Here is a 26558-nt window from a genome sequence, read left to right as displayed (position 1 = left end):
GGTCCGCGTGCAGGGGCATGACAGACCTGCGGCCGCACGGGGCGTGGTATGCGCCATGAGGAGGATAAGGGATGAAAATCCGGGCAAAGCTTCTGGTCAGCCACGGTTTCGTGGCACTTGTGGTCGGCTGTATCTGTGTCCTGATCCTGATTGGATTGCAGGCCACGGACGACTCCCGACATTCCTTCGAACGCAGCTATGAAAGCCTGCGCGAGATCAATGAACTGAACTCGGACGCCAACCGGCTTTCCGAACAGATCGCGGAGCTGTTCACCGTGGGTCTCGAAGGACGCGACGAGGTGATCCAGGCCTATGACCACCTTATTGCCCAGCTTGATGGGTTGCACACCGCACTGGAGGGCGATCTGGCCCAGGCCGAACCGGAGCACCGGGAAAGCGCTGAGGCCATGCTCGACTGGATCACCGAACTTCAGACCGAGGTCGAAGCCCTCGGGGCTGTAGGAGTTGAGATTTTCGATCTGCTGTCGAAGGGGCAGCGCGAGGTGGCGCAATCGCTTTATGCCCGCCGGGTGGAGGACGATCTCGATACCAGTATCGGCACGCTGATCGACGAGGCGATCCGGCGCAATGCCCGCAGCGTCACCGCCGAAATCGACGCATGGAACGAGCTGACCGAACGCCAGCGGCTTTTGGCCATCAGCATCGTCGTCACGGCGGCGCTGGTCGCAGTGGGCACGGCTTTGCTTTTGGACAAACAGGTGTCGCGCCCGCTTGCCGATCTGTCGGCGGCGGCGGATAATCTGGCAAGTGGTCACGGCGAGATCGCACTCGACACCCGGCGGAGCGACGAGCTTGGCGATCTGGCCGAACGGTTTCAGGAGATGGTGCAACGGATTTCAGAGCAACAGGCCAGTCTGCGGGCCGCCCGCGATTCATTGGCCGAACAGGTCTCTGAGCGCACCGAAAGTCTGAGCCAGCGCACCGAACAGCTTGAGGCCGCAAATGCGCGCCTGCGCGAGCTGGATTCGAGCCGGACCCAGTTTCTGGCAGACATCAGCCACGAGCTGCGCACGCCACTGACGGTGATGCGCGGTCAGGCGGAGGTCGCACTGAGAAATCCGAACCCGTCGAGCGAGTTGCTTCAGGCTGCGATGCAGGCCATGGTGCGCAAGACGGGTCAGCTCGGCCAACTCGTTGACGACCTTCTGTTTCTCGCGCGCTCCGAAGCCGGGGCGATTCAGGTGATCCCGTCCCCGACCATGCTTCAGGAAACTCTGGCGGAGGTGACGATGGATGCCCGTTCCCTGCGCGCCGCCGATGGGATACGCATTGCCCTGCATCAACCGGAAGACCCGGTGATGGTCGATGCCGATCCGGCGCGTTTGCATCAGGCGGTGATGATCATTCTCGACAATGCGATCCGTCATGCGCCGCGCGACAGTGTGGTGTCGATCGACCTGAAACGTTCCGATGATATGGCATACCTGTCGATTTCGGATATGGGCGAGGGCTTTCACGAAGCGGATATTCCGCATGTGTTCGACCGGTTCTATCGGGGCCGCAACAGTCGCGGGGCTGGTGGCAAGGGCAGCGGTCTCGGTCTGGCCATCGCCTATTGGATCGTCAGCCGTCACCACGGTCGGATTTCCATCGGGCAGGCGGAAAACGGCACCAACGGCGCGCGGGTGGATGTGATCCTGCCGCTGCTCACGGAAACGGACGGGACGGACCGCCATGCATGATATTCTTCTGGTGGAAGATGACGACGAAATCGCGGACTTCATCCTGCTCGGGCTGACGAACGAAGGCTATAACGTCCGACACGCAAATTCTGCGGCGGCGATGTGGGAGGTGCTTGCGGAACGGCAGGTGTCGCTTGTAATTCTCGATCGCATGTTGCCGGATGCAGAGGGCGCGATCCTGTGCGAGACCCTGCGGGAAACTCATCCCGATCTGTTTATCCTGATGCTTACGGCAAAGGATTCTCTCGAAGACAAGCTGGCGGGTTTGCGGTCTGGCGCAGATGATTACATCACCAAGCCGTTTTCGTTCGAAGAGTTGTTGTTGCGTCTCGAGGCATTGCTGCGGCGACGCGAGGGCGGCATTTCGGAAAAGAACGGAACCCTGTCCTGTGGTGTGTTCGAGTTCGATCTGACACATAAATCCGTGCAACGCGAAGGTCGGGAACTTGGCCTGACGCCAACCGAATTCGCCCTTTTGAAATATCTGGCCGACAATGCCGGGAGCGTCGTGAGCCGGATGGACATCTTGTCCGGCGTCTGGGGCAAGAATTTCGATCCGAATACGAATATCGTCGAGGTCTATATCGCCTATCTGAGACGTAAGGTAGACGGTCCGTTCGATGAAAAGATGATCCGCAATGTGCGTGGCTTCGGCTATGTGCTGGAAGTCTGAGCCTGGATTGACGGGTGTTGGGGAGCATCGTGGTGACGGTCTTGACTGCGACGCAGGGCGATGCTCCGTTTATCTTCCATTTGTTCCGTGTGCGGCCAATGCGCCTTGGACCGTGCTTGCTATTTGGGGGGCGCAAGCTCCAAGGCGCACGCGCCCAAATGGTCGACTTTTGCTCCGCCACAGTGGCCGGGTTTTACGGCGCCGTTGACAATAAGTGCGCTTGAGAACCGACTTCCATTCGGATGTTAGTATCGCATGCGCCTACGGATCATTGCCTCATTGTCCTGCCACCCGGCCTCAGCGATATACCCGCGAACCATCTCACGCAGGATTCTCGTCATGCGTGGTTTCAAACTCACAAGCTTTAGCCCAGCCCTCGTATCGATCCGCCAACTCGCGCTCTTGCGCTCCGCCTTCACCCCGCACAATCGCACCGCGAGCATTGTAGCGCCCGATTGTAATGCCGCGCTCAATCTCGGCGCTATACAGATCATTGACAGCCTCCCGTACAGGTTCACAAGGCCATGATCCATCGTTTCCCCAAGAGGCGTGTGAGAGGATTTCCCGGATCTGATAATCAAGCATGGCGCGGTGACCCGTTTGCTCGACATAATTCACTCCCGAAGCGAGTCGACTTGCAGGATCTGCATCGTGTCGCACTACACGATGCCCCCCCCTCATACCCCGGTGTATAGCACCTTTGATCGAGAATAGCGCTCGGTTGGACGGCGGCCTTTACAGGCGGCACGGAATGCGCGCGCACGAGCGGCGAAGGTCTGCTCTCCGTCCTTATGTTGTTCGGGCACTTTCGGGACAATATGGCGTTTTCGGCCCATTCCGGACCTCCGTCCAAATGACGCGAATGAGCGTTTCCATTAGCGTATTGTGCTTTCGTCGCGGACCATCACAAAGTCGAATTCGGACAGCCAAGGCGTCTCGCCGCGGTCTCTTTCGGTAAAAGGCGCGACCAGTGTTTCCTTGACGCCAAACACAGTGTCGTCGCCGATATAGCTGTCGTCGCCCACGAAGGTATGCGTGACGATGGTCTGATAGCCCTCGGCGGTCACCAGAAAATGCATATGGGCCGGGCGATAGGGATGCCGCCCCAGCGCGCCCAACAGCTTACCCACCGGGCCGTCATCGGGGATCGGATAGCTCACCGGCTTGATGCCGACAAAGCTGTAGCTGCCGTCCTCACGGGTGATAAATCGACCCCGATTGTTCCATTTCGGCTGAATATCCGGCTGTTGCACATCGTAATAGCCGTCCGAATTATCACTCCACACATCGACGCAGGCCCCCGCGATGGGCGTCCCGTCCGTGTCGAGCACCTTGCCGGTGAACAGGCAGGGCTCGCCCTTGCCGTCGAGCGAGATGGTTTCGCCAAACTCCCGCACCGGCGCATTTGCGACGTGGAAGGGGCCGAAAACGGTGTTCTCCGTGGCACCTTTGGGCCTGCGGTTGCTGATCGCATCGACCAGCATCGAAAACCCGAGGATGTCGGAGAGCAGGATGAACTCCTGCCGCTCCTCTGTGCAAATCTGGCCGGTGCGGGTCAGGAAGTCGATGGCGAGATCCCATTCCTCCTGGCTCAAATCGACGTCTTTTGCGAAGGCGTGCAGATGGGTGACGAGGCTGGTCATGACCTCTTTCAGCCGCGGGTTGATCGCATCGCCCATGCGCGCGTTCACCACTTCGGCGGAGCGCTCTTCGGAAAAATATGTGCTCATGTCGGTCTCCTTCTTCTGCGCTCAGCTGCCGATTTCCAGCGATCCGGTCCGGCGACGGCGCAGCTGGGCCGAGAGCGCGATTGCAAGCACCACAGCACCACCGTTGAACACATCGGTGATCCACGGCTGAATTCCCACAAGCGACAGGCCACTGATCGTCGTGCCGAGAAAGAAAATCCCGATCAACGTACCCTGCACCGTGAACTTGCCCGGCTCCCATGTGGTCGCGCCAAGGAAGGCGGCAGCCAGCGCGGGCAGGATAAAGGTGATGCCGACAAGCTGCGGGCCTGCGTTGCCCTGCGCGCCGATCTGAAGCACGCCTGCGACACCTGCGAGGCTGCCTGCGATGACAAAGCTCTGCATCACGACGCGTTTGGTGCGGATGCCCGCCAGACGCGCGGAGTCTGCGTTGGAGCCGACCGCCGCGAGATTGCGCCCATAGGGCGTCTGCGTCAGCAGGAACCAAGCCGCCGTCGCGATAATCGCCATTAGGATGAAAAGCACCGGAATGCCGAACACCGATTGGATCGAGATGTTGGTCAGAACAGGCGACAACCCGCTGCTGATCGGAATGCCGTTGGTGTAGCCGGTCACGATGCCGCCGAGGATCGTCGCGATCCCAAGCGTGCCGATGATCGAGTTGACGCCCAGATAGGCCACGATGGTGCCATTAATGGCTCCGATCAGGGCACCCGCACCGATCCCGATCACAATACTGACAACGAGCGGCAGGTCGAAATGGCTCATTGCGGAGGCCGTCGCAATCGCGGACAGGCCCAAGGTGGCGCCGACTGAGACATCGAAACGCCCGCCGATGAGTGGCACGATCAGGGCAATCGCGGTGACCGCCATCACCGGCTGAACCGTCGCGATGCTGCGGAAATTGGCATAGGTCGCGAAGGTGTTCGGGCGCAGCCCGCTGAACACCACAACGACCAGAAGCAACAATAGGATCAGCCCCGCTCGCTCGATGAATTCGGTCCATTTGATGCCCTGTCCGGTCGGTTTCTTCAAAGCCTGAGAGGGCAGTGTTTCGGTATTTTTGGCGAGTGTCATGCGGCATCCTTTCCGCTGCTGGCGAGAACCAGATGGGTCATTGTCTGTCGGGTGATGTCCTGGCCCCGAAGCTCATCGGTGATGCGACCGTCCCGCAGGACGATCACGCGGTCGCAAATCTGGGCAAGCTCATCGAAATCGGAACTGACGGCGATCACGGACATGCCGTCCTTGAGGCTGCCCCGGATCGAGGCATAAAGGTCTTCGCGCGCGCCCACGTCGACGCCCTGGGTCGGCTCATCCAGCAAAAGCAATTTCGGCTTGCGGCGCAGCCAGCGGGCCATCACCACCTTTTGCTGATTGCCACCCGACAGGGACGAAATCAGCGCCGCATCATCGGCGGTCTTGATCCGGTAATCGGTGACGGAGTGCTGCGCCTCCGTGCGCTCGGCTTTGCCATTGATCCGACCGCGCCGGGTGAACCGGCCCAGATCGGCTATCGACAGATTGTGCCGCACCGACAGGCCCTGAAACACGCCTTCGCGGTTGCGGTCCTCGGGTACAAGCGCCACACCGGCCTTCATTCCTTCGCGCACTTCCTTGAAGGAAACGGGCTGGCCGTCGAGGGCGATACTGCCGCCCTCATGCGCCAGATCGCCGAACAGCATCCGAAGGATTTCGGTACGTCCGGACCCCAAGAGGCCAGCGATGCCAAGCACCTCACCGGGGGCAACATCGAAACTCACGTCCCGCAACGGACCGCCCGCAAGATTGCGGACCTCAAGGCGCGGCTGCGCTGCTGCAACAGGCGCTTTCGCCTGTGCCGAAGCATAAGATTTTTCAAGGCTATGCCCGACGATCAACTCAATCAGATCGGTCTCCGACATCCCCTCGGTCGGGCGGGTGACGACGTGATGCCCGTCGCGCAGGATCGTCACGTCATCGGTGAGCTGGATCACCTCGTCGAGGCGGTGGCTCACATAAATGATGGTATGTCCCGCCGCCGCAAACCGGCGCACGGCGTCGAGCAGAATATCGACCTCGTGATCGGGCAGGGAGGCGGTGGGTTCATCGAGCACCAGCGCGGAGACCGCGTTTTCATCGGCATCTTGGAGCGCACGGGCGATGGCGATCATCGTCTGTTCCGCCTGTCGCAAATCGCCAACGATGTCGTCGGCCTTGGCCGCGATCTCGAACCGATCGAGCAGCTCTTGCGCGTGGGCTCGCAACTCTTTCCAGCGGATTTTTCCCGCCGTCGTCGGGAATTTCGCCCCGATGGCAATGTTCTCGGCCACCGTCATCGCGGGGAAGACCGCCGGGTTCTGGTGCACGAAACGCAGTCCCAGAGCGCGCGCCAGCTCCGGCGTCATGTGATCGGCGCTGACCTTGGTGCCGAGAAACTCGAATTCGCCGCCATGTTCGGCGATTTGAACCCCTGCGAGCGCCTTGATCAGGGTCGATTTCCCCGAGCCGTTGCCGCCCATAAGCCCATGAACCGCGCCGGTGCGCACATCGAAGGAGACGCCATCAAGTGCGCGGGTCTGGCCAAAGGATTTGGACAGGTTGCGAATGCGCAGGGCGTGCGAGGGTCCTGTTGTGTCTGTTGTATGTTGCATGTTGGTTTTCCTCCTGCCGAGCTGTGTCGGCGTGCCGGGGAGGGGAGCCCCGGCACGAGCGTTTAGCCGTTCCAGATCGAAAGATAGGCGGAGCGGAAATCGACATTCGGTTCCAGCATCTCACCCGAGGCGGGCAGGTTGTGCTCGGCATCGACGAACATGAAGCCAGTGCCTTGGCTCGGTATGTCCTCAGGGGCCTCGCCCGCCTGGACGCGGTTCATCGTGTCGGCCACGGCCCAGCCAAACCATTTGAACGGCAGCCCGATGGAAAAGGTCTGCGTACCCGACCGGATCTGCTCGAAATTATTCGGGAAGCCTTCACCACCGCCGACGATCAGATCGCGGCGCCCGGTTTGGCGCACGGCGGTCTGAAGACCCAACTCCATGAGTGCGTCGATGCCGTATTCCACGGCCACCGCATCGGGGTTCTGCAACAGCGCCGATTGCCAGATTTGCGTCGCCGGGCTGGGCACCTGACCGAAGTTGAACTTGGACTCGGCCACCTCGCAGCCCTCACATTTCGCAATCGTGTCCATGAAGCCCTGATGGTTCGACTGCTGCACCTGTTGGCTGGTCTCGGCGATGGAGACGATCTTGCCCGTACCACCGGATTTGGCGATCACGTAATGCGCGCGCAATTCGCCGAAGCGGTAGTAGAAATCGCGCGCATCGGTGGAGCCCAGCATGTTGACCGAGGCGGTGAACAGCGGCTCTTCCGAACCGAACACATCCGCGCTGCAATCGATCGACTGGACGGAGACAACGGGCACGCCATCGGCCTTGGCCTGAAGCAGCGCGCTTTTGATGCCGGGGCAATCGAAGGCCGAGATGGCGATGCCGTCGACCTTGGCGGCCACCGCCTGACGGATGATGTCGCTGGCAATCGAGGGGGTCGCCTTGCCGTCCTGAACGCTCACGGTCCAGCCGAGATGTTCGGCGGCCTCGGTAAAGCCCTCCGCCTGCTGGGCGCAAAGCACAAAGGCTTGACCGCAGGAAATATACCAGATGTTTTTGCCTTCGACGGCGGCGGGGCCCGATGCGGGCGGCGCCTCGTAGAGACCGGCGTAACCCTGTTCGACGATCTGTGCCGATTGCGCCACGATGTCGGCAGTTTCGGCCTGGGCGGACACCGCCATCGCCGCGCCGAGAATCGTTGTGGCCAGTGCCGCACCGCGTCCTTTGGTCTTGTTGAAATATGTCATTCTAGGTCCTCCCTGAGCGGTCCTTTCGGACCTGTGATGCCGGCTCTGCCCTCCCGCAGGTCCGGTTCCCGATCAACGTGCGCCGCGATTGTCGACGCGCATGCTGAACGGATGAATGCGAATGTCCTGCCAGATGCCTGCGGCATTGAACGGATCGTTTGCGTTGAACTCTTTCACCGCGTCGAGGTTCTCGGCTTCGACGATGAACATGGAGCCGATCATCGTTTCATGGTCGTCTGCCAGCAGAGGGCCAGAGACGACCGAGGTCATCGGCGCCGTGGAGAGATAGCTTTTATGGGCGTCATAATGCGCCAGCCGGTCCGCGACTTTGCCGGGGTGATCGAGGCAGTGGATAACGAACAGCATGGTGTCTCCTTCGGAGTGGGCAGATATGCGGGATCTGTCAGGGGGCGACAGCGCGCGCCCCCTGTGGGTTTTGACTATGCCACCTCCCGAAAGGTGGGAAAATCCGGGGTTTTTGAGAAAGTTTCTTGCGAATTCCGCAAGAGATTACGGTCCCGCCCTTACGCTTCGTAAAGCGGCAGCGGCACCGGAGGTTGCGGGATGAAGCCGCCGTTTTCTTCCATGACCTCATTGAGGAAATCATGCGAGCTTTCGAGCTTGGCCACCGCCGCTTCCGGGTCGACGTGCAGCAGAGGCCCACCCTGTTTGACGATCTTGCCATCGACCAGAACCGTATGAACGTTGCGGCTGTTGGCCTGAGACACGACCATGCTGCACGGGTCTTTGCGGTTCCACCCGGCAAAGGCGATGCCGCGCATGTCCAAGAGCACGATGTCCGCCCGTTTGCCCGGCGTCAGAGATCCGGTGATGTCGTCGACTCCCGCGGCCCGCGCGCCGTTGATCGTCACCCAGGCCAGCGCGTCGCGCGTCGTCCAGTGGATTTTCTTCGGGTGGCTGAAATTCTCGTAATGCACCGCATCGCCATGCCAGCGGGTGCATTGCAGCACGAGCCGCGCATGGGCCAGCATGTCGCCGCTGGTGCTGCTGGTGCAATCCATACCGAGACTGGGGCCCGCCTCCGTGTAGCGGGTCGCCTCGACGGCCACCGGAAAGCCCATGCCCATCTGCATCTCGGTTTCTGCACAAAGCGTCACGGAAGCCCCGGACCCATCGAGAATGTCCCACTCTTCAGGGTTGGTGAAGGTCATATGCACGAGGTTCACATCCGGCCCCAAGAGGCCGTGTTCCGACAGAGTGTGCATATCGCGCATCCCGCCATTGGGTACCGCAACCTGGTTGCTGTGAAAGGTGATCCGGGCGTTCAGCTCGCGCGCCAGATCGAACTCCTGCTCCACCTCTGCGGCGGGGGCGATGGCCAGTTCCTGCGGCGCGATGCCGAAGCGCAGAAGGTCATCGTCGGAGAAATACTCCTTGCGGATCTCGCGCGCGGTCTCATAGCGCCAATTGTGGCTGAGATCGGCCTTTTCATTGCCCTCGGACAAGCCGCGCCCGTCGGCAAAGGTGTTCTCGGTCACCGGCACCATGCCGTGCCCGTAGAGCCCCCGCACGCCGGAGGCCTTGAGCCCCTCGACAGAGGCGCGGGCGTAGTCTTCGTTGATGATATTGTGGCAATAATCCACCAGACCGGTCACGCCGTTCTCGAGGCAGTCGAGCCCGCCCGCATAGTTCGCGGCATACATGTCCTCTGGGCGATAGAGCGTGGCCATCTGAATGCGGAACCCACGCAGGTAATCGGGAATACGCCCGTCGGCGAGAATGCCGCGCAGGCCGGTTTGCCAGGTGTGGCGGTGCGCATCCCAGAGGCCCGGAATGGCGATCATACCCTCAGCGTCGATGATCTTTGCATCCACACTGGCCTCCGCGTCGATGTCCGGGCGGATCTCCTTGATCGCCCCATCCTCGATCAGGATGTCGGCAGTCTCGAAGTCGCCGATGCGGTCATCCATGGTGACGACGGCGGCGTTCTTGATCAAAATTCTGGTCATACTCTCTCTCCCTTGGTGTCGGTGCACGACCTGTCCCGACCACAGGCTGTGTGGCCCCTGGGGACAGATCGGCAATTCTGCTGTGTTCAAATACTCTGAGCCAGAGTGGTGCGGCCCTGTGCGTCAGGCGCCGACCAGATGCGGCGGGAGCCCGGCAAGGTTGCCAAGCTCCGGGTAGTGTTCGGCCAAAGTGTTGGCCATGGCATCGCGGTTGGTCTCGTCAAAGGGCATTTCACCCGCCTCGATCCGTTCCGCCATGGTGACGGTGAAGGCGTTGAGCGGTGCGCGCAGGCCGTTCCTTTGCGCCACATCCACGACATGGCCGTTCAGCTCGTGCACCTCGTTGCGGCGCCCCTTGCGCCAGTCCTGCAAACAAGTGGTTTCCGTGTCCGGCAAGCAGAAGGACGACAGAACCTTGCCGAACAAAGCATCCGCAAAGGCGGCCGGATCGGAAGTGTCGACATCCTCGGGCATGCCAAGGATCGGCATCAACACCGCGCCGTCCGCGGCGGCGGCAGCCACCGCTTCGCGCCCTGCGGCCAACATGAAATTCAACAGCGCCGGGTCTTTCGCGGCATGCATCAACGGCAGACCCACCAATGCGGAGGTCACAAGTTCGGCGGCATTGACCGCCAGCTTCATCCATTTTGCGGAGTGAATATCGGCGACCACATCGACGGTCCCGGCGGCGCGCAGCACTTCTGCCGCCAGCGCGACACGTTCGGCGCCGACCTCGACGCTGTCTTCCAACGCGAACCAACTTTCTTCCCGCGAACTCTGCCGGTCGACCCGGCCCGGGGTGTACATATTCGCCGTGACCTCGATCACTGCGCCGAGGCAGCGATCCGGCCCGACGATGGAGGCGATGGTGTCGCGGGTCATGCCGTTCTGCATGCCGATCACCACGCCGTCCTTGGCCAGCAGCGGCTTGATCAACTCGACCGCCCACCGCGTGTCATAGGCCTTCATGCCGAGGTAGACGAGATCGAAGCTCTGGCGCAGTTCTGCCACTTCGCAGAGGTGCTTGACGGTGACCTCCGTCGTCTCCGACCGTCCGCCGGGCAGGTCGACGATGATGCCATGGGCGCGCATCGCCTCGACATGAGCGGGCCATTGTTCGATCAGGGTGACGTCATGGCCCGCGCGGGTCATATCCGCCGCAATCCCGGCCCCGTTGGCACCGGTCCCAAGATAGGCGATCCGCGGTTGTGTCATTGCTGTGTCCTCCCTAGGCGCCCGCTCCACCAGGCGCCGTTGTCTGTCGTGAAAGGCGACAACATGTGCGTGTGTGCCGGGCCTTTCGATTGCCTTGATCTTAGGAGCGCAGTTCTTGGCCTGTCCAGAGAGCCGTCAGGGGCAATAGAGCGAAAGTCGCTCAATTGGCCCGAATTTTGCATAAGACGGAGGACGACTTTTCGAGGGTGTGATGCAGAGCGGGAGAGGGCGGCATTGCTCTGTGAAATTTCAAATAAATCTATTGTTATCAGATCTATGTTCTGAGATTTCATTGACGTGATCTGCCAAGGGTCGCGGTGGTTTTGCCTGAAACAAGATCACCGGAAGAGCCTGCGAAAGTCGCATAATTGCAGAATTTGCAAAGATGTTTCCCACCTCTCTGACGTTCCCAAGTGGTCGATCTGCTGCCAAGTTTTCACCCGCACTCCTCACGGAGGAAGACTGCAAAGACACATCATCGCGCGCCCGGATTCAGACGACAATACAGCTTGTCCGATCCCCTCGCGAGACCGGAGAGAAGACCATGCACAGCTTTACCTACACCGCGAATCCCGGACGTATCCTGTTCGGCTTTGGCACACTTGAGACTCTGGGCGATGAAATCCGTGCCGCCGGGATGACGCGGGTTTTGTTGCTGTCCACGCTGCAACAGCGTGATCAGGTGCAGGCGCTTTCTGACAGGCTTGGTGCGCTGAGTGCCGGGGTGTTTTCCGACGCTCGGATGCATACGCCCGCGGAAGTGACCGAACAGGCGCTCAAGCACCTCAAATCCGTTGGCGCCGACGGGATTGTGTCGCTGGGCGGTGGCTCCACCATTGGTCTGGGCAAGGCCTTGGCACTGCGCACCAATCTGGGCCAAATCGTTATCCCGACAACTTACGCAGGCTCCGAGATGACGCCGATCCTTGGTGAAACCACCGATGGGGTCAAACGCACGCTCAGAAGCGAAAAGGTGCTGCCGGAAACGGTCATCTACGATGTCGAACTGACCATGACCCTGCCCGCCGGGATGTCGGGTTTGAGCGGCATGAACGCCGTGGCCCATGCGATTGAAGCGCTCTATTGTCAGGAGGCGAACCCTGTCACTTCTCTGATCGCCGCCGAAGGGGTCCGCGCCCTGACGGAGGCCTTGCCGCGCATCGCGCAAGACCCGGCGGATCGTGAGGCTCGCTCGGACGCGCTCTATGGGGCTTGGCTCTGTGGGACGTGTTTGGGCACCGTCGGCATGGCGCTGCATCACAAGCTTTGCCATGCGTTAGGCGGTGCCTTTGACCTGCCACATGCGGCGACCCATACGATTGTTCTGCCTCACGCGCTGGCCTACACGGCTCCGGCGATCCCGGGCGTGATGCAGCGACTGTGTGATACGTTAAACACAGAGGATCCGGCGCGCAGGCTCTATGAAATCGGGCTTGAGATTGGCGCCCCGGAGGGGCTCAAGGCGCTTGATATGCCGGAAGAGGGCATTGCGCGCGTTGTCGAACTGAGCCTCGATAATCCTTATTGGAATCCGCGTCCTCTGGACCGCGGGGGGCTGACGCTCTTGCTTGAGGATGCCTTCCACGGCCGTCCGCCGTCGCAGCATTGAAATGAAAAAGGCCCCTTACGTTCTTCGCAAGGGGCCAACTTCAGACGCGTTGATCACGTCAGCGTCGCAGGGTGGTAATCCACCTGATGCCGGGCGATCCGCAGGGTGCCCAAGTCTTCGCGCACCTTCAAATGCAGCGGGTGATCGGCATAGGCGGTGAGCGCCTCCTGTGAGTCAAAAACCGAATAGAGCACCACATCGCAGGCATAATCCACGGCGCTTTCGTCGATGCCAATCTCAAGCTCGACCAAGCCCGGAATGGCACCCCGCAGCTCCTCGAATTTCTCCTTGACGATCCGCGCCGCCTTACCGCGCTCTTCCGCCGTTTGCCCCGACATATTCCACATGACGATATGTTTGATCATGACCTTCCTCCCGATGCGCCGGGCATCGACAGCCACAGTGCGCATTCTCTTAATCACATTGATCTCCCAAACTACCTTTCCACCTAGCGAAAGAAATCGCCCGGTTTGGAAAAGATATTTGTCTATTTCGCAATAATAATCCGAGATTATTTCGGTCGTGGTCGCTACCATCAAACATGGAGGCAATCATGGAAGGGGAGGTCCATGGATCGGTTTGCGGAAATAGAAGTGCTCGTGCAGATCGTTGAGCAGGGCAGTATCAGCAAGGCTGCCGAGGTCTTGGGGCAATCCGTCTCGGCCACAAGTCGCCACCTTGCCTCATTGGAGGAACGTCTCGGGGTGCGTCTGGTCAATCGCACCACGCGACGGATTTCATTCACCGAGGAGGGGGAGCTGTTCTGTTCCTATGGCAAATCCATCTTGTCGGAACTTCAGGACGCCGAGGCGCTGGTTGGAAGCGTGTCGCACTCACCGTCGGGGACATTGAAGCTGACAGCCTCGACGTCCTTTTCGATGCTACATCTGATGCCCTTGATCCCGGAATTCACCCGCAAATACCCGCGCATTCATGTCGATATCGCGGCCTCGAACCGGTATCACGACATCATCGAGACCGGCGTCGATCTCGCCATTCGCACCCGGCGGGTGGAGGAAGATAGCTCGATCACCATGCGCAAACTCGCGAAAACCCGACGCCGTCTTGTCGCCTCGCCGGATTACATCGGTGAAATGGGAATGCCGCGCCACCCCGAGGACCTCGAACGCCACCGCATGATGATCTATATGCTGGCCGACGACCCTATGAGACTGCACATGCAAAAAGGCAATTCGCGCACCACGATCAATGTGAGCCCGACGCTGACCTGCAACGAGGGCCAGCTTTTGATGGCGGCGGCGCGGGATGGCATGGGGATCATCGCTCAGCCCTCTTATATCGTACAGCAAGACCTGGAGGCCGGGCGGCTGGTGCGTGTGCTCGACGATTGGGACCTGCCCCAGCTTACGATCAACATCGCCTTTCCTGCGCGTCGCCACATGCCTGCCAAAACGCGGCTGTTCATCGAATTCCTGTCGGATCATTTCAAGGCAAACAACTACGAGGACATCTGGCTGTCATGAGTGAACCGCTCCGGGTTTGCCGAAGGCTCCAACTCCTGAGTAGGATGGAGCCTCATGAGCAAGACGACGAACAAGTATTCCCCGAAGTGCGCGAGCGTGCCGTTCGCCTGGTTCTGGACAAGTGAGCCATTGATGCGCCATTGGTTCGAGCACAATGGCGAACGGTCAGCATGAGAGCCTCTGGTCGGCGAGCCTGTCGATTTCATCGAAGATCGGTTGCGCACCGCAAACACTGAATGAGTGGGTCAAGAAGGCTGAAGTGGATCGGGGGGAGCGCGCTGGCGTGTCCAGAGAGATGGCCGAGAAGCTGAAGGCGTTGGAACGAGAGAACCGCGAGCTGAAGCAGGCCAACGAGATCCTGCGCAAGGCGTCGGCGTATTTTGCCCAGGCGGAGCTCGGCCGCCGGTCCAGGACATGATGGCCTTCATCGAAGAGAACCGGGATATCGGGGTCGAGCCGATCTGCAGGTGCCTGCCGATTGCCCCGTCCACGTTCTGGCCGAGCGGGCGAACCCTGATCTGCTGTCGGGTCGGGCCAAGCGTGATGCCGTTCTGCGCCCTGAGATTGAACGGGTGTTCGAGGAGAACTACAAGGTCTACGGGGTTCGCAAGGTCTGGCGGCAGTTGGGCCGAGAGGGGGGCGGCGTGGCACGCTGCACAGTGGCGCGGCTGATGAAGGATCTGGACCTGGAAGGCGTTATTCGCGGCCAGAAGGCCAGGACGGCAAGGCCCTGCCATGCCCACTGGACAAGGTGAACCGTCAGTTCCGTGTACCTGCGCCGGACATGCTCTGGGTCAGCGATTTCACCTATGTCGCCACCTGGCAGGGGTTTGTTTGCGTGGCATTCGTGATCGATGCCTTCGCTCGCCGCAGCGTGGGGTGGCGGGTCAGGTGGACAGCCAACGCCGGTTTCGTGCTGGACGCCTTGGAACAGGCCGTTCATCAGCGGCAGCCGGGATCGGGTTTGGTGCATCATTCGGATCGCGGGTCGCAACACCTGTCAATCCGCTACACCGAACGGTTGGCCAAGGCGGGCATCGAGCCTTCCGTCGGCAGCGTCGGGGACAGCTACGACAACGCGCTTGCTGAGACGATCAACGGTCTCTTCAAGGCCGAGGTCATTACCCGCCGTGGTCCATGGCGCAGCTTCGACGCCGTGGAATACGCGACCCTCGAATGGGTCGACTGGTTCAACAGCCGCCGCCTGCTGAAACCCATCGGAAAAATCCCGCCAGCAGAGGCCGAGGCAAACTACCACACGGCTCTGGTAACTCAGACCATGGCCGCGTAACTTACATCAACCAGCCTCCGGCAAACCCGGAGCGGTTCAGGCTGTAAAATGAGTGTGCGTCTGAATTATCATGTGCCTGCTGGCACCCAGTTGACCAGCGGCGACAGCTCCCATTTTCTTTATCCTCAAAAAGACGGGAGCTATCGGGCGGAAGACGTTGAAACGGGGAGTTCCGAGGTGTGGACAGCCGACGAATTCCTTGTCCGATCTGGGTGGGGCGACGCAACTCGTTCCAATCTGATGCTTGGTGGCTCCGGGAGTAGAATGCGTATTCGCCGGGGTGGGCGGTATCACCGAGATCAATTGAGTGCGCGCGGACGGGAAAATCTTTGCTTCCGCAAGGCACTTATGGCCGGAATTGAAGCGCTAAGCGCAGCAGGCGTGAAGATTCCGGGGCGTGCTCTTGATGATATGGAGAACCGTCGAAGACTTCGTGATGTGGCAAAAGTGCTTTATTCGGAACGTCCGATTTGGATTGTTCCGCGCGGTGGGAGCATTGGCCTCAAAGTTGATATGCCCAAAGGGCGTAAATTGCGTGAATATTGGGAGCGCTATGTCGATGCTGGCTATGAGGAGATGGCACTGGGCGATCAGAGTTGGTTGAAAGGCAATCGTAGACCACGCATCCACTGGCGTGAGCGCGAGTTGATTGATCAGGCCATCGACGACGTGCATCTCGATCGCAAAAAGCCGAAGGTTTCTCAGACAATGTGCCGTCTAGAGACGCTTATCACATTTGAAAATGAAAGACGCGTGGCGCGGGGGCAGGAACCACTCGGATGTGTGTCTTACAAAACGGTTCGTGATCATATCAAGATGATCAAAGCCACAGCGCTTGCCTTTGCGCGCGATGGTGAAAGAGCGACAACGAACAGCCGCACGCGGGGCAATTCCGACACTCAGTCACTTATGATCGGTGAACTCGCCGAAATTGACGAATGCAAATTGTCTTTGCTGATGCCCGTGAAAAAACACGGGTGTTGGGAAGCTCTATCCGCCGAAGACAAGGAGGCGCTCGAAGAAATCGAAGACTACGTCTACAACCGCCTTTGGCCGGTTCTCGTCCTCGATGTGGCGACGCGGATGCCCCTAGGTTGGACACTCACGGACGTGCCGAACCATGAGGCGACACTTGACGCGCTGCGCATGGCGACACGTTCGAAGGAACGAGAGAAGACGATCTATGGGTGTGATTTTGACCCGATGCCAGCCGTCGGTTTGGCTTGTGTCAGAAATGACAATGGCGCGGGATTGCGCAATGCTCCTGTGAAAACAGCATTGCTTGGGACGAGCACACAGGTGGTCGATGTCAGGAGCTATCATTCTGGCGACAAACCCTATGTCGAGCGTATGTTTGGAACGATGGAGGATCAGCTCATCGGTTTGATCCATCTCATCTGGTCTGCCCCAGTTGAGTGGTCCGGTTTGACAGTTAGTGCATCGTGGGCCTCTGATCCATGGGCACGATGCTTTTGGGCGCTGGTGGGCAGTAGCCCAAAGAGCTGTGCGGGTGCACTGTGTTGTAATGCTGACGCCCGCGCTCGATCAGGATCTGGGCTTCTCTCAGTGAATAGAACACCTCCCCATCCAGCAGTTCGTCGCGAAGCCTGGCGTTGAAGCTCTCCACATGTCCGCTCTCCCAAGGCGACCCCGGCTCGATATAGGCCGTTTTGGCACCCTCCGCCTCAATCCAGTTGCGCAGCTTGGTCGCGATGAATTCCGTGCCGTAGCACGTCGACAGAGTTGAGCTTACGTTCACCAGCGCCTCCCGGGTGAATTCATCGACAATGTTGAGCATGCGGTCGGCCCGCCCGTCCGCCGTCCGGTCCTGCACGAAATCATAGAACCAGACGTGGTTCGGCCGTTCGGCCCTCAGCCGGACGCAAGAGCCATCCGCCCGCCAAAGCCGTCCACGTTTCTTCTGCTTTTGTGGGACCTTAAGCCCCTCGCGTCGCCAAATCCGCTCGACTCGCTTGTGGTTTACGCACCATCCCGGCTGGTGCAACAAACCGGTGATCTGGCGATAGCCATACCGTCCGTATTTGCGTGCCAGTTCGGTGATGTCGGCAGTCAGCAGGGCTTCATCCTGACGACCGAGCGGGATCTTGCGTTGGGTCGACCGATACTGCCCTAATGCCCGACAAGCGCGACGCTCGGAAACACCCTGTTCCTGCCGGACATGGCCGATGCACTGGCGACGACGCGAAGGGCTCAGTAGTTTCCCTTTGCGGGCTCGGTCAGGATCGGCTTGTCGAGCGTCAGAACCGACACGGCGCGCCGGAGCCGCGTGTTTTCCTGCTTAAGCTCCTTCCGCCGCTTGAGCTGATCGCGGTTCATCCCGCCAAACTCGCGCCGCCAGCGGTAGTAGGTCTGTTGGGTCACGCCAATCTGGCGCACCGCATCGGCCAACTTCGCGCCTTGACCCTGCAAGGCCTCGACCTAGCGCAGCTTCATGACGATATCTTCCGGCTTTTCGCGTTTGCCTGCCATCCCAGTAGTCCTCCATCATACGGGATAAACTATCCCAAAAGGTGGACCTCTTCAGTGGCGCAAGACCAAACTGTGATTGACGCGCTGGTAGACGCAAGCCGCAGTAGGGACGCTCGGCTGGACACCTGTCATTTCTGCCGTGCGTTTACGGATCGAACGTCTTTGCCGTCGGGGTATTCACCGTTTTCGGCCGAGGATTGTGAGCCGTTGTTCAAGGCCGCGAAAATCTTCGACCTGGGGAATGAGAAAGCGGGAAGAGGGGGCTGGATTGGTTTCGCAAAATATTAGGTGCGTGTATTTCGGTAAATCGGCCTGAGAAACTTAAGCTTTTTGAGCCCAATTGGCCCACGCATTCGCGCGGGCCTTTTTGTTTTCGGGGCGTCAGCGTATGGATTTCGGTGTTTGGGTGACCCAATTCATGCTGCGCGTTTATGCTCCAAATGTGCACGGTTATGGGTTCGAGTTAAATTTCATATTGAATTTATTATTTAAAACAGATGTTTACGTTGTGATTAGATTTCAGGTTTTGCATGTCGTGCACTCTTTTGCTCCACTGACAATTGTGCAGAGAATGTTTGAGGCGGTTGGGCTTGTACTATGGTAACAGGTTGCGCCTCACTGAGGGCTGTGGGGAATATATCCGGTGACGGGATTGGCGGACCTGCCGATCTCCGCGGCGGCGTCTTGCATGACGGAGAGAATCCATTTTTCCCGCGCCGGGTCGACCCGTTCGAGTACGGCAGAGAGGCCGATGGCGGCGATGGTTTTGCCGGTTTGCGAGCGCACGGGGACTCCGAGGCCGAACACATCCTGAAACACTTCGCCGGGATCGCGGGCATAGCCGTCGCGCTGAACCTGACGGATCGCGGTTCGCAGGGCGAGCTCGTCCATGAAATAGGGGCCGATCAGTGCTTGCCGGTTGGTCTCGATCACATGGTCTGCCTCCTGATCATCGAGCGCGGCCAGAAGGCAGAGGCTGCTGGAGCCGACACCTAGGGGCACGGTTGCCCCGACATTCGAATAGATCGTGCGGGCGTTGAACGTGCCTTCGGCGCGGGCGGCACACATTGCCAGAGCGTCTTGGGCGATCACCAGCGCGATGGAACAGCCCGTGGCCTGAGCCACCCGGCGCAGCGGATGCTGGGCGACCTTGTGCAAGGGGTTGGCCTCGAAGGCGGCGGCGGCGAAGAACAACGCGCCGCGCCCGATCCGGTAGTGTTTCGCCTCGCTTTCCACCAGCCCGTGCTTTTCGAGCGCCTGCAATTGCCGATAGAGCGTGGCCTGCGTCAGCCCGGTGCGTTCGGACAGCTCGCGCGCCGTCAAGCCAGGGCTTTGCGCCGTTGCGATGACTCGCATGAGGCCAATAGCCCGGTCGAGAGCCTGCGTTCCTGAGACGGGTTTGCTCATTTATCGTGCTCCTGACGACGGGTTTCTGAGAAGGGGATGTGCTCTAAAGGCTATATTACTCATAACATGATAAATATTATTTTTTTTATCAATATATGAAGCAAAAACCTTATCCCACGTCGATTTTTGCCTAATGTGACGGGAAATCACGTCCCGCACCGTCCGGGCCAAGCTCAGAGGCATCACATGCGCATTACCATGGACCCCGTCGCCGGGAATGAAGAACTGCCGAGCCGCAGCGATGTTGTCGTCATCGGTGGCGGCATCATCGGTGTCAGCACGGCGCTGTTTCTCGCCGAACGCGGTGTCTCCGTGACGCTGTGCGAGAAAGGTATTATCGGGGCCGAGCAATCGGGCCGCAACTGGGGCTGGTGCCGGACGATGGGGCGCGATGCGGCGGAAATTCCGCTGACGGTGGAGAGCCTCAGGCTTTGGCGGCGGATGAATGAAATTACCGGGCTGGAAACCGGCTTTCGGCAGCGCGGCACGCTATATTTACTTGATGGCGAAAAGGCGCTCGCCTCTTACGAGGGATGGATGGACCATGCGCGCGCGCATGCGTTGTCGGCGCGGTTTATCGAGGGCTCGGAAATCACCGATCTGCTGCCGGGGCTCGCAAAACCTTGGAAACGTGCGCTTTATACGCCGACAGACGGCACGGCCGAGCCGTTCAAGGCAGCGCCTGCCATGGCCCGCGCGGCGCAAAAGAAAGGCGCGGTGATCCTGCAACACTGTGCTGTGCGCGGGATCGAGACCGAGGCGGGGGCGATCTCGGGGGTGGTGACGGAGCGGGGGGCGATCCGTTGTGGTGCCGTCGTTTTGGCGGGGGGCGCTTGGTCGCGGTTGTTTGCGGGCAATATGGGGCTGAAGTTTCCGACCCTGCCGGTGATCAATACGGTGATGCGCACAGCGCCCGACGAGAGCCTGCCCGATCTCGCGGTCGGAGGGCCGGATTTCGCGTTTCGGCGTCGTCTTGACGGCGGCTATTCGGTGGCGATCCGCAATGACAACCTTGCGCCTCTGACACTGGACAGTTTCCGGCTGTTTTTCGATTTCCTGCCGACCGCGCTGAAATCCATGCATGAATATCGCCTCGGCCTGACGCCCTATTTCTTTGAGGACTGGAAGCGGGCAAAGCATTGGAAAAACGACGAAATCACACCGTTTGAATTGATGCGGACGCTCGACCCCAAACCCGTCAAACGCGATCTGAAAAACGCTTGGGCCAATACGGTCAAGGCCTATCCGGGATTTGCGAAACTCAAGCCGGTGCAAAGCTGGGCGGGGCTGATCGACGCCACGCCGGATGCCGTTCCGGTGATTTCCGAAGTGCCGAAGCGGCCGAATTTCTATATCGCCTCGGGGTTCTCCGGCCATGGGTTCGGAACCGGGCCGGGGGCGGGGCATCTGATGGCGGATATCGTCACAGGAGCCACGCCCATTGTCGATCCGGCGCCGTTCCGGCTGGACCGGTTTCGAGGGTAAAATAGCGGCTCAAATCGATGTCGGATTTTTGTCGGACACCTGTCGGACATCTGTCGGACATCTGTCGGACATCTGTCGGACCCTGTCTGGCTCCGGCAGCGAGACGGCAGAGATGAAAAGGCCCTCGCGAGGAGGGCCTTTTGAGATTTATTTCATCGAACCGGTGTCGATAAAGCGTTGGTGCCAGCTCAGCGCCTCGCGCAGATCGTGGGGCGCGTGGCCGCCGAAGGAGCTTTTCTTGGCGCGCTCGTAATAGTCGCGCAGCATGTCGCGATACATCGGGTGGGCACATTTCTCGATGATCAGCTCGGCCTTCTGTTTCGGATCGAGGCCGCGCAGATCGGCGAGGCCCTGTTCCGTCACGATGACCTGAACGTCCTGGTTGATGTGGTCGACATGGCTGGCCATCGGGACGATGGCGGAGATCGCGCCGCCCTTGGCGGTCGAGGGCGTCATGAAGATCGAGACAAAGGCGTTGCGGGCAAAATCGCCGGAACCGCCGATGCCGTTTTGAATGCGCGAGCCCATGACATGGGTGGAGTTGACGTTGCCGTAGATGTCGGCCTCGATCAGACCGTTCATCGCGACACAGCCCAGACGCCGGATCAGCTCCGGGTGGTTGGAGATTTCCTGCGGACGCAGGATCAGCTTGTCGCGGTAGCGATGGGCCTCGGCATTGAATTTCATGGCGGCCTCGGGCGAGAGCGAGAAGGCGGTGGCCGAAGCCATGCGCAGCTTGCCTGCGTCGAGCATGTCGAGCATGCCGTCCTGAATCACCTCGGTGAAGGCGGTCATGTTTTCGAACGGGCTGTCCAGAAGACCGGCCAACACGGCGTTGGTCACGTTGCCCACACCCGATTGCAGCGGCAGAAGCTCTTTCGGCATCCGGCCCATTTTCAGCTCGTGGTTCAGGAACTCAAGCAGGTGACCGGCGATGTCCAGAGCGGTCTTGTCGGGCTTGGCGAAGGGCGCGTTGCGATCCGGCGTATCGGTTTCGACAATGGCGACGATTTTCGACGGGTCGACCTTGAAATGCGCCTGACCGATGCGGTCGTCCGGCTTGATCAGCGGAATGCCGACGCGGTTCGGCGGCAGGGCGGTGCCGTAATAGATGTCGTGCATCCCGTCGAGGTATTCGCTCTGCCAGGAGTTCAGCTCGAGGATGATCTTGTCGGCGCATTCGAGCCAGGTTTTGTTGTTGCCGATGGAGGACGACGGGATCAGATCGCCTTCGGGGGTGATGCCGGAAATCTCGACGATGGCGGTGTCGAGCTTGCCGAGGAAGCCTTGCCATGCCATCGGGGCGACTTGCGACAGGTGCATGTCGAAATAGCGCATCTCGCCCTTGTTGATCCGCTCGCGGGCGATCGGATCGGAGTTGTAGGGCAGACGGAAATCAATGCCGTCGGCTTTGGCCAGCGCACCGTCGAGTTCGGGGCCGGTCGAGGCGCCGGACCAGATCTTGATGCGGAATTTCTCGCCTTGGGCGTGACGTTCCTCGATCTTGGCCGCAAGCGCCAGAGGCACTTCTTTCGGGTAGCCCGAGCCGGTGAACCCGCTCATGCCCACGGTGGCGCCATTCTCGACGAGGCTGGCGGCATCTTCGGCGGACATGATCTTGGATTGCAGGGATTGCGGCACGGGGCGGCGGGCAGTGGTCACGACGATCTCTCCATTAAGCTCTGGTATGGAATGCAGTCAGGTGGAGAGGGGGTGAAATTTTCTAAGGCCAGCCTCCTCCCCGAGTTGTCCTTCATTGCGCGCACTATGCGCGGGACGCGGGGGGCTTCCAGTCACTTTTGCGGGATTTTTGCAGGAGCATACCCGGTATGCATCTGTGCACAGATTTTTGAATCAATATTTGCAATCGGGATTTGAGGGCAGGGGTTTGCAAATCATTTTTAACAAGAATATGCAAACCGTTTTCCGCTTGTGCGGTGGTGAAACGGGCCCGTCTGTAACGGACCCGCATCGGGAGACCCGAAGACGACTCAGGCGCTTTGGCCGCGGTCGATCCGCAGGAACTGTTTCACGCGGGACGCCGTTTTCGCTTCTTTGCGATCCCGGTCCATTTTGTCCCACATGCGCGCACGCATTGCGCCGCGATCAAGTTTCAGGAAATGCACGAGGCGACCGCTGCCGGGGGCACGATGGGACGTGTCGGTGATATGGCGTGTCATGGTTTTTCCTCCTTTTTCGTGTGGGAAGTCTAACACGGAATCGCGTGGGCGTCTCGTACCCAGATCAAACCGGTCAACGAAGTGTGAACAGGCGGTGCAGCTGTGGGGTCAGATCCGCCCGTGTCGCCGTTGCCAGGCCCAGAGGATTGCGCCACCGATCAGGACGATCATCAGCGACAGCAGAAACGGCGCGCCGGGCAGGTAGAGACCGGTGTCGGGGCGGGAGAATGTCGCGAAAATCTCGGTCATGACGAGCGGGCTGACGATGGTGGCGAGGGCGGCGAGCGAGCCGGTGACGCCCTGCAACTCGCCTTGCTGGTCGTCGGGGGTGGCGCCGCTCATCATGGATTGCAGCGCCGGGATGGAGATCGCGGAAATGCCGGAGAGCACGGACATGATCCAGACCATCGGCACGCTTGTGGTGAGGCCGAAGGTGAGGAACACCAGTGCGTCGAGCAGGATGCCGCCCATCGCCACGCGGTAGGCGCCGAAGCGTTTGACCAAAGGGCCGACCAGCACGGCCTGTGCCAGCCCCATGGTCGCGCCGAAGGCGAAGAGCGTGAGCCCGATGGTGGCGGTGTCGAAGCCGAAGCGTTCCTCGGTATAGAAGGACCAGACCGCCGGGTAGACGAAATAGGCCGTTTCGTAGAGGGCGAAGACGATGAGCAGGCCGGTGAGGCCCTTGAGCCGCCCAATGGCGCGGAAAGCGCCGAAGGGGTTGGCGCGACGCCAGTCGAAGGCGCGGCGTTTTTCGGGGGCGAGACTTTCGGGCATGACGAGCATACCGAAGACCATGTTGAGACCGGCGATGGCGGCGGCGGCATAAAACGGCGCGCGGGTGTCGACGGTGGCGAGCATGCCGCCCATCACGGGGCCGAGGGCGAAGCCGATGCCGAGGGCGGCGTGGACATAGCCGAAATTGCGGGCGCGCTCGTCGGGTCTGGAGATGTCGGCCATGAAGGCGGCGGCGGTGCCCGGCGTGGCGGCGGAGATCCCGGCGATCAATCGGCCGATTAGCAAGAGCCAGATGGTATGCGCCCGCGCCATGATCAGATAGTCGATCATCATCACGAAAAGCGCTGCGATCAGCACGGGTTTGCGTCCGAACCGATCGGAGAGATTGCCGACGAGGGGCCCGAAGAAGAACTGCATCACGGCAAAGCCGGTGGCCAGAACCCCGCCCCAAAGTGCGGCATCGGCGAGCGTCTGGCCGGTCAACTCGCGGATCAGGGTCGGTAGCACCGGAAAGATCAGCCCGATGCCCATGCCGTCGATCAGCACGGTGGTGACGATGAAAATCAGCGGCAGATTGCGGGGCATGGGGCTTTCCTGAAAACAACCCGGCCTTTGTGACCTGTCGGGGGGCTTCTGTCTATCCGCTCCGGTGCAGAATATGCGCCAGCGTGTCGGCCAGCCGCGCGGGCTGGGCGAAATAGGGGGAATGGCCAGAGGGGAGAGTGTGGACGGTGCCCTCGGGCCAGTTCGTACACATTTTGCGTTGCTCGGCGGGCGGGATCACCCGGTCGTTTTCGCAAATGACATAATGCCGGGGCCGGGCGGTGGAGGCTGGGGTGACACGCAGCGGCGTTTCCTGCGGGCGGATCGCTTGCGGGCCGATATGATCGCGGACGTAGGTTTTTACCTCGTCGGAACAGTCGTGACACAGGGCCTCGACGCTTGCCTCGGGTTTGAAGCGATAGGCCCGCCCGTCTTCGGTCTTCTCGATCAGGCCGAGCACCGGATGGTCCTGCGCCGCGCGGCGCATGTCGGCAAGGCTCATGCCGTCCTCGGGCACATAGGCGCAGAGATAGACCAGCGCGGCGATGCGGTCGGGGGCGGCCTCGGCGGCGGCGGCGATGGCATAGCCTCCGGCGGAATGACCGACCACTATGGGACGGTCGCCATAGGTTGTGATGTCGGCGAGGATCGCGTCTCGATAGCTGTCGAGGCCGATCTCGTCGTAAGGCGTTCGATCCGCGCCATGAGACGGCAGGTCGAGCGCGCGGGCCTTGAGGCCACGGGCGTGCAATTCCGCGAGAAGATCGCGCCAACACCACGCGCCATGGGCGGAGCCGTGGATCAGGAGGACGCTCGGGTCAGTCATGGTGACAGCCTCCGGAATGATCATGATCGTGATGGTCATGATGATCGTGGTGATGATGGTCGTGACCGGACCCGAGATCGGGGATGTGATCATGCGGATTGGGATCGCGTTTCACATGGGCAATCTCGGTCAGGAACTGGCTTAGAAGCGCGGCATAGTCCTCCGGCGCATCGACGGGCGGCAGATGACCGGAGCGGCGCATCAACTCGAACCGCGATCCGGGAATGACGCCGAGCGTTTCGCGCACCAGATCGGGCGGGGTCGATCCGTCATAGCCCCCCGCAATGCCCAGACAGGACAGGCGCAGCCCCGAGGTGGGCGTATAGAAATCCGTCCCGGCAATGGCGGCGGCGCAGCCGAGATAGCCCTCGACCGGGGTGTCGAGAATGGACTGACCCCAGCGTTTCGCGGTGTCCGTCTTGCGAAATCCGGGGGCGAACCAGCGTTCGAGCGTGGGGGCGACGGTGCTTTGAAGCCCCTTGTCGCGAATTTCGGCGATGCGTTTGTCCCAGAGGCTGCGCGCGCCGATCTTGGCCGCCGTGTTCGACAACACGAGCGCCCGCACCTGATCGAGCCGCTTGACCGCGAGCCCCTGTGCGATCAGACCGCCGATGGAAATGCCGACGAAAACTGCGTCTTTCACCTCCAACGTGTCGAGCAGCCGCTCCGCGTCGCGCACCAGCGTCCCCATGGCATAGGGGCCTTTCGGCGCATCCGAGAGACCATGCCCGCGCAGGTCGTAGCGGATGAGCCGCAGGCCGCCGGGCAGATGCGGGAGCACCGCGTCCCAGAGGTGCAGGTTGGTGCCGAGCGCATGGGCGAAGACCACGGGCGCGCCGTCCTCCGGCCCGCTCATCTCGACATTGAGTGACAGCTCTCCGATCCCGATCCGCATCTGGCCCTCCTTGGTTCGGGGCCAGCATAGGCGGGGCGAGGGGCGGGCTCAATGGCTGCTCAATGCGCGACCGTGGCGAGGCCGATGAAGATGAAGCCCATGCCGAGCGCCAGACGGGGCGTGATCTCCTCACCGATCAGACAGGTAAAGCTCAGGACGATGGCGGTCTCCACCGCGATGACGATGAGATAGAGCTGGCCGACCGGGGCCTGTCGCATGAGGATGATTTCAAAGGTGATCGCGGCCAGAAGCCCCGCAACGATCAGGCACAGACCGAAGGGCGAGGGCAGGGCGCCGGAGGTGGCGACGAGTTTCATTCCGACGGTGGCGAGGGCATAGCCCGCCCCGACGAAGAGGAGGAACACCAGATGGTGCGAAGGAAGCGCAAACATGGGACACCGAAAACAAAGTACTGATCAACACCTTCGCCAGCGGACCTGAACAGGAAAACGCGGCCCGCGTCCCGCGAAGATACGGCCATGATCGGCGTTGATTTCCCTTGGGTCAA

21 protein-coding genes, 2 pseudogenes and 1 other annotated feature are annotated in these 26558 nt (G+C 60.6%); of the genes and pseudogenes, 6 read left to right on the top strand and 17 right to left on the bottom strand.

Translation table 11 applies throughout. The features are described 5' to 3' along the window. Positions 1-71 precede the first annotated feature (71 nt). Positions 72-1703, top strand: coding sequence for a sensor histidine kinase (locus V1471_RS11780; protein ID WP_434288967.1), 1632 nt, complete (start codon positions 72-74; stop codon positions 1701-1703). Further along, entirely contained in the window at positions 1696-2376 is a 681-nt protein-coding gene (locus tag V1471_RS11775; protein ID WP_434288965.1) for a response regulator transcription factor, read from the top strand. The genes V1471_RS11780 and V1471_RS11775 overlap by 8 nt, the downstream gene beginning before the upstream one ends. Positions 2377-2697: 321 nt before the next feature. Here the strand turns inward: V1471_RS11775 and V1471_RS11770 are convergent, their stop codons facing one another. From V1471_RS11770 to V1471_RS11735, 8 genes are all read right to left on the bottom strand, one after another. After that, positions 2698-2961, bottom strand: a complete 264-nt coding sequence (locus V1471_RS11770) for a hypothetical protein (RefSeq protein ID WP_434288963.1) — start codon at positions 2959-2961, stop codon at positions 2698-2700. A 290-nt stretch (positions 2962-3251) separates the two neighbouring features. Next, positions 3252-4106, bottom strand: a complete 855-nt coding sequence (locus tag V1471_RS11765) for an intradiol ring-cleavage dioxygenase (RefSeq protein WP_434288961.1) — start codon at positions 4104-4106, stop codon at positions 3252-3254. Positions 4107-4127: 21 nt separating this feature from the next. Continuing rightward, entirely contained in the window at positions 4128-5162 is a 1035-nt protein-coding gene (locus tag V1471_RS11760; RefSeq protein WP_434288959.1) for an ABC transporter permease, read from the bottom strand. Further along, positions 5159-6718 (bottom strand): sugar ABC transporter ATP-binding protein, encoded by a 1560-nt coding sequence (locus V1471_RS11755; RefSeq protein WP_434288957.1) that lies wholly within the window; start codon positions 6716-6718, stop codon positions 5159-5161. The genes V1471_RS11760 and V1471_RS11755 overlap by 4 nt, the downstream gene beginning before the upstream one ends. A gap of 62 nt (positions 6719-6780) precedes the next feature. Beyond that, entirely contained in the window at positions 6781-7920 is a 1140-nt protein-coding gene (locus V1471_RS11750) for a sugar ABC transporter substrate-binding protein (protein WP_434288955.1), read from the bottom strand. Between the two features lie 72 nt (positions 7921-7992). Continuing rightward, complete coding sequence (locus tag V1471_RS11745; protein ID WP_434288953.1) at positions 7993-8286, bottom strand: YciI family protein; 294 nt, start codon at positions 8284-8286, stop codon at positions 7993-7995. A 158-nt stretch (positions 8287-8444) separates the two neighbouring features. Beyond that, positions 8445-9890 carry an amidohydrolase family protein gene (locus V1471_RS11740; protein ID WP_434288952.1) on the bottom strand — a complete coding sequence of 482 codons (1446 nt, stop codon included), beginning with the start codon at positions 9888-9890 and terminating at the stop codon, positions 8445-8447. Between the two features lie 123 nt (positions 9891-10013). Further along, complete coding sequence (locus V1471_RS11735) at positions 10014-11105, bottom strand: ketopantoate reductase family protein (RefSeq protein ID WP_434288951.1); 1092 nt, start codon at positions 11103-11105, stop codon at positions 10014-10016. A gap of 544 nt (positions 11106-11649) precedes the next feature. On the opposite strand from V1471_RS11735, the gene V1471_RS11730 reads away from it, so the two are divergent. After that, positions 11650-12714 carry a maleylacetate reductase gene (locus V1471_RS11730; RefSeq protein ID WP_434288949.1) on the top strand — a complete coding sequence of 355 codons (1065 nt, stop codon included), beginning with the start codon at positions 11650-11652 and terminating at the stop codon, positions 12712-12714. 53 nt (positions 12715-12767) lie between these two features. Here V1471_RS11730 and V1471_RS11725 read toward each other — a convergent pair whose 3' ends face one another. Beyond that, on the bottom strand, positions 12768-13079 hold the full coding sequence (locus V1471_RS11725; RefSeq protein ID WP_434288947.1) for a Dabb family protein: 312 nt from the start codon (positions 13077-13079) through the stop codon (positions 12768-12770). Between the two features lie 204 nt (positions 13080-13283). Here V1471_RS11725 and V1471_RS11720 point away from each other — a divergent pair, with 204 nt between their 5' ends. Then, positions 13284-14198 carry a LysR substrate-binding domain-containing protein gene (locus V1471_RS11720; RefSeq protein WP_434288945.1) on the top strand — a complete coding sequence of 305 codons (915 nt, stop codon included), beginning with the start codon at positions 13284-13286 and terminating at the stop codon, positions 14196-14198. Positions 14199-14252: 54 nt separating this feature from the next. Beyond that, positions 14253-15489: pseudogene (locus V1471_RS11715) on the top strand (IS3 family transposase). Further along, positions 14571-14684: a sequence feature (AL1L pseudoknot), on the top strand. Its footprint overlaps the pseudogene before it by 114 nt. Before the next feature lie 1432 nt (positions 15490-16921). Here the strand turns inward: V1471_RS11715 and V1471_RS11710 are convergent. Together V1471_RS11710 and V1471_RS11705 are read right to left on the bottom strand one after the other, a co-directional pair. Continuing rightward, positions 16922-17919, bottom strand: a pseudogene (locus V1471_RS11710) (IS3 family transposase). A 675-nt stretch (positions 17920-18594) separates the two neighbouring features. Beyond that, positions 18595-19386 (bottom strand): IclR family transcriptional regulator, encoded by a 792-nt coding sequence (locus tag V1471_RS11705; protein WP_434288943.1) that lies wholly within the window; start codon positions 19384-19386, stop codon positions 18595-18597. A 186-nt stretch (positions 19387-19572) separates the two neighbouring features. On the opposite strand from V1471_RS11705, the gene V1471_RS11700 reads away from it, so the two are divergent. Next, a complete protein-coding gene (locus V1471_RS11700; RefSeq protein WP_434288941.1) occupies positions 19573-20871 on the top strand; it encodes an NAD(P)/FAD-dependent oxidoreductase in 1299 nt (432 codons plus the stop codon). A gap of 147 nt (positions 20872-21018) precedes the next feature. Here the strand turns inward: V1471_RS11700 and V1471_RS11695 are convergent, their stop codons facing one another. The 6 genes from V1471_RS11695 to V1471_RS11670 all read right to left on the bottom strand — a co-directional run bounded on the left by V1471_RS11695 (position 21019) and on the right by V1471_RS11670 (position 26442). Continuing rightward, positions 21019-22533: an acetyl-CoA hydrolase/transferase family protein gene (locus tag V1471_RS11695; RefSeq protein ID WP_434288940.1), complete on the bottom strand. Its 1515-nt coding sequence runs from the start codon at positions 22531-22533 to the stop codon at positions 21019-21021. A gap of 329 nt (positions 22534-22862) precedes the next feature. Then, complete coding sequence (locus V1471_RS11690; protein ID WP_434288939.1) at positions 22863-23051, bottom strand: hypothetical protein; 189 nt, start codon at positions 23049-23051, stop codon at positions 22863-22865. A 108-nt stretch (positions 23052-23159) separates the two neighbouring features. Beyond that, entirely contained in the window at positions 23160-24371 is a 1212-nt protein-coding gene (locus V1471_RS11685; RefSeq protein WP_434288937.1) for a TCR/Tet family MFS transporter, read from the bottom strand. Positions 24372-24423: 52 nt separating this feature from the next. Then, positions 24424-25155 (bottom strand): alpha/beta fold hydrolase, encoded by a 732-nt coding sequence (locus tag V1471_RS11680; protein ID WP_434288936.1) that lies wholly within the window; start codon positions 25153-25155, stop codon positions 24424-24426. Then, positions 25148-26050 (bottom strand): 3-oxoadipate enol-lactonase, encoded by a 903-nt coding sequence (gene pcaD / locus V1471_RS11675; protein WP_434288934.1) that lies wholly within the window; start codon positions 26048-26050, stop codon positions 25148-25150. The genes V1471_RS11680 and pcaD overlap by 8 nt, the downstream gene beginning before the upstream one ends. Before the next feature lie 59 nt (positions 26051-26109). Beyond that, positions 26110-26442 carry a 5-aminolevulinate synthase gene (locus tag V1471_RS11670; RefSeq protein ID WP_434288933.1) on the bottom strand — a complete coding sequence of 111 codons (333 nt, stop codon included), beginning with the start codon at positions 26440-26442 and terminating at the stop codon, positions 26110-26112. Between the last annotated feature and the right edge of the window lie 116 nt (positions 26443-26558).

Origin of the sequence: Celeribacter sp. SCSIO 80788, from assembly GCF_051054295.1 — a bacterium.
Classification (GTDB): Bacteria; Pseudomonadota; Alphaproteobacteria; order Rhodobacterales; family Rhodobacteraceae; genus Celeribacter.
Note: the sequence above shows the minus strand (reverse complement) of the source record. Positions and strands in the feature narration are given on the sequence as shown.